The following is an 8,221-nucleotide window of genomic DNA, read 5'->3' as shown; positions in this document are numbered from 1 at the left end:
GGCCCGGCGGCCTTCGCCGGGGGCGGGCCGCCGAGCGGCACCTCGGTGCGTCCGACCGTCATCTCGTCGAGCGTGTTCCTGCGGACGCGGCCGCCCGGAGCCGATCCCGCGCCCTTTCCCTTCGGCGCGCCGGGCCGCCCGCCGGCGCCGTAGCGGCCGGCGCGGTCCTCGACCGCGCCCTGGCGGGCGAGCGGATCGTCGGAGATCGCGAGCTCGGTCTCGCGGAGCCGCTTGATCTCGTCGCGAAGCCGCGCCGCGGTCTCGAATTCGAGATCGGCGGCGGCGTCGCGCATGCGCTTCTCGAGGTCGGCGAGATGGGCCTCGAGATTGTGGCCGATGAGCGCGCCCTCCTCCGCCAGACCGGTATCGACGCGGACATGGTCGCGCTCGTAGACGGAATCGAGGATGTCGCCGATCGCGCGCTTGACCGATTCCGGCGTGATGCCGTGCTCGGCGTTGTAGGCGAGCTGCTTCTCGCGGCGGCGCTCGGTCTCCGCCATCGCCCGCTCCATCGAGCCGGTGACGCCGTCGGCGTAGAGGACGACCTTGCCGTCGACATTCCGCGCGGCGCGGCCGATCGTCTGGACGAGCGAGGTCTCCGAGCGGAGAAACCCTTCCTTGTCGGCGTCGAGGATCGCGACGAGCGCGCATTCCGGAATGTCGAGGCCCTCGCGCAGGAGGTTGATGCCGACCAGGCAGTCGAACGCCCCGAGCCGGAGATCGCGGATGATCTCGATCCGCTCCAGCGTCTCCACGTCGGAATGCATGTAGCGCACGCGCACGCCGTGCTCGTGGAGATATTCGGTGAGGTCCTCGGCCATGCGCTTGGTGAGGACGGTCACGAGCGCGCGGTAGCCCATGGCGGCGACGCGCTTCACCTCGCCGAGGAGATCGTCGACCTGGCTCTTGGCGGGGCGGATCTCGACGGGCGGATCGACGAGGCCGGTCGGGCGGATGACCTGCTCGGCGAAGATGCCGCCGGTCTCGCCGAGCTCCCAGCCGCCCGGCGTCGCCGAGACGCAGACGGTCTGCGGGCGCATGGCGTCCCATTCCTCGAAGCGGAGCGGCCTGTTGTCCATGCAGGAGGGCAGCCGGAAGCCGTATTCGGCGAGCGTCGCCTTGCGCCGGAAGTCGCCGCGATACATGCCGCCGATCTGCGGGATCGTGACGTGGCTCTCGTCGACGAAGACGAGCGCGTTGTCGGGCAGGTACTCGAACAAGGTCGGCGGCGGCTCGCCGGGCTTGCGGCCGGTCAGATAGCGCGAATAGTTCTCGATGCCGGCGCAGGAGCCGGTCGCCTCCATCATCTCGAGGTCGAACTTCGTCCGCTGCTCGAGCCGCTGCGCCTCGAGCAGCCGGCCGGCCTTGTCGAGCTCGTCGAGCCGCCACCTGAGCTCCTCCTTGATGGAGCGCATGGCCTGCTGCAGCGTCGGCTTCGGCGTCACGTAGTGCGAGTTGGCATAGACCTTCACGCTCTTCAGTTCGCCCGTGCGCTGGCCGGTGAGCGGGTCGAACTCCGAGATCGCCTCGATTTCGTCGCCGAACAGCGAGACGCGCCAGGCGCGGTCCTCAAGGTGGGCCGGGAAGATCTCCACCGTGTCGCCGCGGACCCTGAACGTGCCGCGTATGAAGTTCACGTCGGCGCGCTTGTATTGCAGCGCGACGAGATCGGCGAGGAGCTGGCGCTGGTCGATCCGGTCGCCGAGCGCGAGCCCGAAGGTCATCGCCGTATAGGTCTCGACGGACCCGATGCCGTAGATGCAGGAGACGGAGGCCACGATGACGACGTCGTCGCGCTCGAGGAGCGCCCGCGTGGCCGAGTGGCGCATGCGGTCGATCTGCTCGTTGATCGAGGATTCCTTCTCGATATAGGTATCCGTCCGGGGGACGTAGGCCTCCGGCTGGTAATAGTCGTAGTAGGAAACGAAATACTCGACGGCATTGTCCGGGAAGAACGACTTGAACTCGCCGTAGAGCTGGGCGGCCAGCGTCTTGTTCGGCGCGAGGACGAGCGCCGGCCGCTGCGTCGCCTCGATGACCTTCGCCATGGTGAAGGTCTTGCCGGAGCCGGTGACGCCGAGGAGCACCTGGGTGCGCTCGTTCTGCTCCGAGATGCCGGCGACGAGTTCGGCGATGGCGGCCGGCTGGTCGCCGCGCGGCTCGTAGCCGGAGACGATCCGGAGCGCCCGGCCGCCCTCGCTCTTTTCCGGGCGCGGGGGCCGGTGCGGCACCCAGGTCTTGTCGCGGAACTCGGGCCGGCCCGATTCGATGAGCGCGGAGAGCGCCTGGACGGTGGCCGTCACGCCGGATTGCGGCAGGCTCTCGACATCCTCCAGCGCGATATCGAGGCCGGGGATCGGACTAAGGCCGGCGGAGGCGCGCTCCCTCGCCGTCCCGGGACCGCCGATCGAGGTGCCGCGGGCGGTCTTGAGCGGCTTGCCGGCACCGCCTTTGCCCTTCTCGCCGGCGGATGGCGGGCCCTCGGCGCGCGTGCGCCGACGGGCCGGCTCCTCTCCGGCCGACGGCGCGAGCGGAAGCGACTGGTCGGGCATCATCGGATTGCGGCTGCCGACGCGTCTCGCCGTCTGCTTCGCCCGGCCGCGGCCGTCGCGCTCCGCCTCTTCGGCGATCGATTCCGCCCAGCGCGAGACGGGGCCGGCGAAGGCGTCCCCGGTCGGGGCCCCTTCAAGCCTGGGCTGCTGCGCCTCGCCGAAGCCGGCGGGCTCTTCGGGCGCGGTCTCTTCCGGACGCGCCGCGGGATTCTTTCGGGTCCGAGCCATGCCCGCAATATGCGTCCCGGAGCCCGCATGTGAAAGGGGCCCGGCGAGCGGGCCCCTCTTCCTTCCGGCGTCGGCGAGATCCGGTCAGCGCTGGTTGTCCGGCTTCCAATAGGGCGAATTCCCGCTCGAGCCCCAGCCGGAGGGGCCGCCGCCCGGCCGAACGATCCGGCCCGGCATCTGTCCCGACCGCGGCGGCTGCGGATGGACGACCCGCGGCGGGGCACGCCGCGAGGGCGGGTTGTACCAGCGGGACGGGCGTCCGTCGCGGTCCCAGCTGTCGTACCAGTCGTACCGGCCGTAATAGCGCGGCCAGTAGCTGCCGATGCTGAAGCCGATAATCGGAATCCCGACGGAATAGCCGTAGCTCGGCACAAGGACGTGACGGCCCTGATAGCCGAAGGCGAGATAGCTGCCGGAAATCCAGCCGCGCAGCCCGCGATAGGAGCTGTCGCACCAGGAATAGCCCTGGGTGCAGCCGTAGACCGTGACGGTCGCGCCGTGCGGGACCGTGGTGATGCGCGGATAGCGCGTGCTCGGGCCAGCGCGCATGTTGACGTTGCCGGTCGTATAGGCGGTCGTGGCGGCGCTCGCGATCTCCGGCAGGAGTGTCGCGGCGATCAGCGCCAGGCCCGCCAGCAGGGAACGTGTCTTCATATCCTACTCCTGACTTGCGCCCTCTCCTCAAGGTTGGGGCGATCCGCGGCAATGTAAAGCGCTGCGGATCGCCCCAAGCGAACAGGCGGTCTGCTCTATGGCCTCGGCCCGGGGCCCGGGCCGGGTGCCGGACGCCAGGGCCCGGGTCCGAAGCCGGGGCCGGGCCGGGGGCCGGGACCGGGGCCGACGATCGGTCCGCGCGGCGGCGGCGCCCAGCGGTGCCAGTCGTTCCACCACGGATAGGCCTGGTAGTAGCGGCCCCAATAATCGCCGATGCTGAAGGTGATGATCGGGATGCCGTAGGTGATGCCGTAGTTCGGAACCAGAACGCGGCGGTTCTGATAGACGAATTCGAGATAGCCGCCCGAGACCCAGCCGCGATAGCCGGCCCAGTTGGTGTCGCACCATTCGTAGCCGGCGGTGCAGCCGTAGATCGCGACCGAACTGCCGTAGGGGACCGTCGTGATGACGGGATATTCGGTACCCGGACCGGCCCGCATGTTGACGTTCCCGGTGGTAAATCCGCCGGTCGCGGCCGACGCGGCTCCCGGCACGGCGAGGCCGAGCAGAAGCGCTGCGGCCCAGAGAAAGCGAATCCTCATCGAGGTCTCCGGATCATGAGCACCCACCTGCAACATTATGGACGAGGCGGGGTCGGCTTTCATTTCACGCCGGAGCGGCTGAATATCGGATGAACAAAGAAGGATTGCCCCGGGGCCCGCAGGCGCGCCGCGCTCAGACCGGGAGCTCGCCGGATGGTAACAAAATACCATCGTCGTAAGCCATTGATTTCATTCCTGTCTGCGATGGCCGCTTGACAGGCCGGGCGCCGGGCCGTATGTGACGCCGCAACGCTCCGCCGCGCCGAGTGCGCGGGGCTATCCGCCCTCCCAGAGGACTGTCATGAAGACCTATTCCGCCAAGCCAGCGGACGTCGAGAAGAAGTGGATTCTGATCGACGCCGAAGGCCTGATCGTCGGCCGCCTCGCGGCGCTCGTGGCGAACCGCCTGCGCGGCAAGCACAAGCCGACCTATACGCCGCATGTCGATTGCGGCGACAATGTCGTCGTCATCAACGCCGAGAAGGTGGTCTTCACGGGCCAGAAGCTCGAGCAGAAGAAGTACTACCGGCACACCGGCTATCCGGGCGGCATCAAGGAGCAGACGGCGCGCAAGGTGATCGAGGGCCGGTTCCCGGAGCGCGTGCTGGAGAAGGCCGTCGAGCGCATGATCCCGCGCGGCCCGCTCGGCCGGCAGCAGCTCAAGAACCTGCGCGTCTATCCCGGCGCGGAACACCCGCACGCGGCGCAGCAGCCCGAGGCGCTCGACGTCGCAGCCCTCAACAAGAAGAACGCACGGAGCGCCTAAGATGGCACAGACCCTCCAGGACCTGAGCGCGCTCGGGACCGAAGCCGCCCAGCCGGAAGCGCCGGTCCATGTCCAGAAGCTCGACGCGCACGGCCGCGCCTACGCGACCGGCAAGCGCAAGGACGCCGTCGCACGCGTCTGGGTGAAGCCCGGCACCGGCCGGATCGTGGTCAACGAGAAGGACTATACCGAATATTTCGGCCGTCCCGTTCTCCAGATGATCATCCAGCAGCCGATCCTGCTCACGAACCGCGACGGGCAGTACGACGTCACCGCGACCGTGTCCGGCGGCGGCCTGTCGGGTCAGGCCGGCGCGCTCCGCCACGGCCTTTCCAAGGCGCTGACGCATTACGAGCCCGAGCTTCGCTCGGTGCTGAAGAAGAACGGCTTCCTGACCCGCGACCCGCGCGTGGTCGAGCGCAAGAAGTACGGCCGCGCCAAGGCGCGCCGGAGCTTCCAGTTCTCCAAGCGCTGAGGCGCCTGTCCGCAGATTTCCGAAGGCGGGCCGTTTCGGCCCGCCTTTTCTCTTTCCCGACGATGGAGCGGCAGATACCATGCCGCCTCGAGTGTGCAGGGAGGGGGAACGTGCGCTCGAAGGCGACATTTGCTGCGCTTGCCTTGGCATGCGCGATGCCGTCCGGTGCGGAAGCCGCCATGCAGGCGTCGGTGGATTGGGGCCCGACCAAGCACTGCCTGGACGAGAATTCGCCGCCAATCACGTTGACGGGCGTTCCGGCAGGGACGGTCACGCTCGACATCAGGATGAAGGACCTGGACTACCTCCGCTATCCGCACGGCGGCGGCAAGGTGGCCTATGCGGGCCAGAGCCAGCTTCCCTACGGGGCGTTCCGCTACAAGGGACCCTGCCCGCCGAACGTCTCCCACCTCTACGAATTCACCATCCGCGCGCTCGATGCCGCCGGCAAGGAACTCGCCACGGCGAAGACGAAGAAGCGGTTCCCCTGAGGGGCGCCCGCCGGCGCGATCTCAGCGGCGCGGCGCGGAGGACGGGGCGGCGCGGCGGACGCGATTTCCGCTGTGCACGCCGGTGCCGCTCTTCCAGGCGCCGCCCGGCAGGCCCGCACTCCTGGAGGCGGCCGAGCCGGTCCGCTTGATCGCGGGGCTGCCCTGCTCCTGCAGCGGCGCGACGGGCAGGACGGGAACGCCGCGCGCTTCCTCCGCCGAAGCGGAAGAGATTGCGTCCTCCGTTTCGTGGAGCAGGCCAAGGCCTTCGGTCGTGAGCGGGCCGTCGGCGGAGAACGAGGCGGCAGCCCGCCCCGGCGCCGCCGAGGATTCGCCCGCGATCTGGTCCTTCGGCGGATCGAGACGGCCGAGCCGCGCGGGTCCGTTCCCCGCGCCGCCGGCCGCGACCATGAAGTCCCGCCAGATCACCGCAGGCAGTTCGCCGCCGGTCATCCCGTTCATCGGACTGCCGTCATCATTGCCGACCCACACGCCCGCCACGAGATCGTCGGTGAAGCCCACGAACCAGGCGTCCCGGAAATCGCGGCTCGTGCCCGTCTTGCCGGCCGCGAAGCGCCCGAGCGCGGCACGCTGGCCGGTGCCTTCGGTGACGACGTTCTCCAGAAGCTGAACGAGCGCCGGCCCCTGCTCGATGCGCTGGCCGAGACCGGCGGGCCGCACCGAGAGCGGCTCGCCGCCGGTCGCCGGTGCCGAGACCGATGCGAGGCCGTAGGGCCGGACCGGCCCCGATCCGGCCGCGATCGAGGCATATGCGCCCGTCAGTTCGAGCAGGCTCGCGCGAACGTCCTCGATGCTGTCGGCCGCACCTCCTCCGAACGGGACGTCGAGGCCGAGATTGCGCGCGGCGACGAGGACCTCCGAAGTGCCGACCTCGCTTGCGAGACGCCTGGTCGGGCCATGGAGGGAGCGCGCGAAGGCCCCCTTCAGATCGACCACGTCCGTATCGGCCGATCCGGTCCCCGGGCGCCACTGCTCCACCCGCAGCGGCGCATCGAGCAGCCTGTCGTTCGGGGTCCAGCCGGCCCGGATGGCCGCGAGATAGACGAACAGGCTGCCGGCGGACCCGAGTTCCCGACGGACCTCCGTGGCGCGATTGGGACCGCCCTCCGCGGCGGAGCGGCCGCCCACCATCGCCACCACGGCGCCGTCATACGTCATCGCCACGAGCGCGACCTGGCCGACCTTCTGCTCCGGCCTCAGTGTCGCCAGCCCCTTCCGCACGGCCGCTTCGGCCTTCTCCTGCAGATCCGGACGCAGCGTCGTCCCGATCCGGAACTCGCCCAGGATCGGCCCGAAGCGCTGCTGCGCCTGGCCCTGCACCCATTCGGCGTACCAGCCGCCGGGGGCGGCGGCGCCGACCGGCCGCGCGGGATCGGCCTTGGCGGCCTCCGCGCGATCCGGCGCCACGAAGCCCTGGCCGCGCATGCCGTCGATCACCCCGTTCGCGCGCCGTACCGCCTCGGCCGCATCGGCGCCGCGCGGATCGAATCCCGGTGGCGCCCCGAGCAATCCGGCCAGGAAGGCCGATTCGGGAAGATCGAGATCGGCGACATCCTTGTCGAAGTAGATCCGGGCGGCCGACCGGACGCCGATCGCCGCATTGCCGAAGGACGCGCCGTCGAGGAAGCGGCTCAAGATCGCGCGGCGGTCGAGGCGCCACTCGAGCGCCGCCGTCAGCACCGCCTCCTGCAGCCTGCGCTTGAGGCTCGCGTCCTTCGCGATAAACGCGGAGCGGCTCAATTGCTGGGCGAGCGAGCCGGTCTCCTCGCCGGAGCGGCCGACGAGCCCGCTCCACACGACGCTCCAGACCCCGGAGAAATCGATGCCGTTCTGGTCGAAGAACTGTCTGTCGACCGCGACGAGCACCGCATTGGCGAGATCGTCCGGCAGGTCCCCTGCCGCGAGGGGCGCGGACACCGGAGCGACGGGCGAACCGTCGGCGGCGGCAAGCACGGTCGCGGCCGCCCCCGGACCGCCGTTCACGAATCCGAACGGAAGATCGCGCCCGATCCAGATCCCGACGGCCGCGACCACGAGCGCGAGCCCGAGAGAGACTCCCGCCGCCTTGCCGAGGAAGCGCCGCACGCCCCCACGGCCGCGCGCGGGCACCTGTCCATCGAGCGCCGGAACGAAATCGAGATGACGGGGCGGCTCGGTCGCGGCGCGGCGCGGCGCATCGGCTTCGGCCGCGCCCGATTCCGCGGCCGGAACGCGGTCCGGTGCCGTCTCCCTGCCGGCATCCGCCGGAGCGGCCGTGTCGCCGGCCTCGGGCGCCGATGGGGACGGAGGTGCCGCGGCGGCGACCGCCTGGAGCGCAGGACCGGGTCCGAGCGCCTTCAGCGAAGGCACAGGCTTCGCGGCGGCGGGCGCTGTTGCCGGCCGCTTCTGCCCGGCGCCACCGCCCGCGGGCGGCACAGTTTCGCCGTCCCGCCCCC

The 8,221-nt window shown here is 70.3% G+C and carries 7 protein-coding genes; 3 read left to right on the top strand and 4 right to left on the bottom strand.

The window, feature by feature from the left end; genetic code table 11:
- From uvrB to E4O86_RS21295, 3 genes are all read right to left on the bottom strand, one after another.
- Positions 1-2,780: excinuclease ABC subunit UvrB (gene uvrB, locus E4O86_RS21305; RefSeq protein WP_161142563.1), on the bottom strand; the 2,780-nt coding region annotated here is incomplete at its 3' end.
- Between the two features lie 84 nt (positions 2,781-2,864).
- On the bottom strand, positions 2,865-3,434 hold the full coding sequence (locus tag E4O86_RS21300; RefSeq protein ID WP_161142562.1) for an SH3 domain-containing protein: 570 nt from the start codon (positions 3,432-3,434) through the stop codon (positions 2,865-2,867).
- Between the two features lie 95 nt (positions 3,435-3,529).
- Complete coding sequence (locus E4O86_RS21295; RefSeq protein WP_161142561.1) at positions 3,530-4,036, bottom strand: SH3 domain-containing protein; 507 nt, start codon at positions 4,034-4,036, stop codon at positions 3,530-3,532.
- A gap of 301 nt (positions 4,037-4,337) precedes the next feature.
- Here E4O86_RS21295 and rplM point away from each other — a divergent pair, with 301 nt between their 5' ends.
- The 3 genes from rplM to E4O86_RS21280 all read left to right on the top strand — a co-directional run bounded on the left by rplM (position 4,338) and on the right by E4O86_RS21280 (position 5,768).
- Positions 4,338-4,802 (top strand): 50S ribosomal protein L13, encoded by a 465-nt coding sequence (gene rplM, locus E4O86_RS21290; protein WP_161142560.1) that lies wholly within the window; start codon positions 4,338-4,340, stop codon positions 4,800-4,802.
- Position 4,803: 1 nt separating this feature from the next.
- A complete protein-coding gene (gene rpsI / locus E4O86_RS21285; RefSeq protein ID WP_161142559.1) occupies positions 4,804-5,277 on the top strand; it encodes a 30S ribosomal protein S9 in 474 nt (157 codons plus the stop codon).
- 179 nt (positions 5,278-5,456) lie between these two features.
- Positions 5,457-5,768, top strand: coding sequence for a phospholipid-binding protein (locus E4O86_RS21280; RefSeq protein ID WP_161142558.1), 312 nt, complete (start codon positions 5,457-5,459; stop codon positions 5,766-5,768).
- 21 nt (positions 5,769-5,789) lie between these two features.
- Here E4O86_RS21280 and E4O86_RS21275 read toward each other — a convergent pair whose 3' ends face one another.
- Positions 5,790-8,135, bottom strand: a complete 2,346-nt coding sequence (locus tag E4O86_RS21275; protein WP_161142557.1) for a transglycosylase domain-containing protein — start codon at positions 8,133-8,135, stop codon at positions 5,790-5,792.
- Between the last annotated feature and the right edge of the window lie 86 nt (positions 8,136-8,221).

This window comes from Propylenella binzhouense, assembly GCF_009866965.1.
GTDB classification, from domain to species: domain Bacteria; phylum Pseudomonadota; class Alphaproteobacteria; order Rhizobiales; family Afifellaceae; genus Propylenella; species Propylenella binzhouense.
The sequence above is the reverse complement of the archived record's forward strand: the minus strand, read 5'-3'. Positions and strand labels throughout refer to the sequence as shown.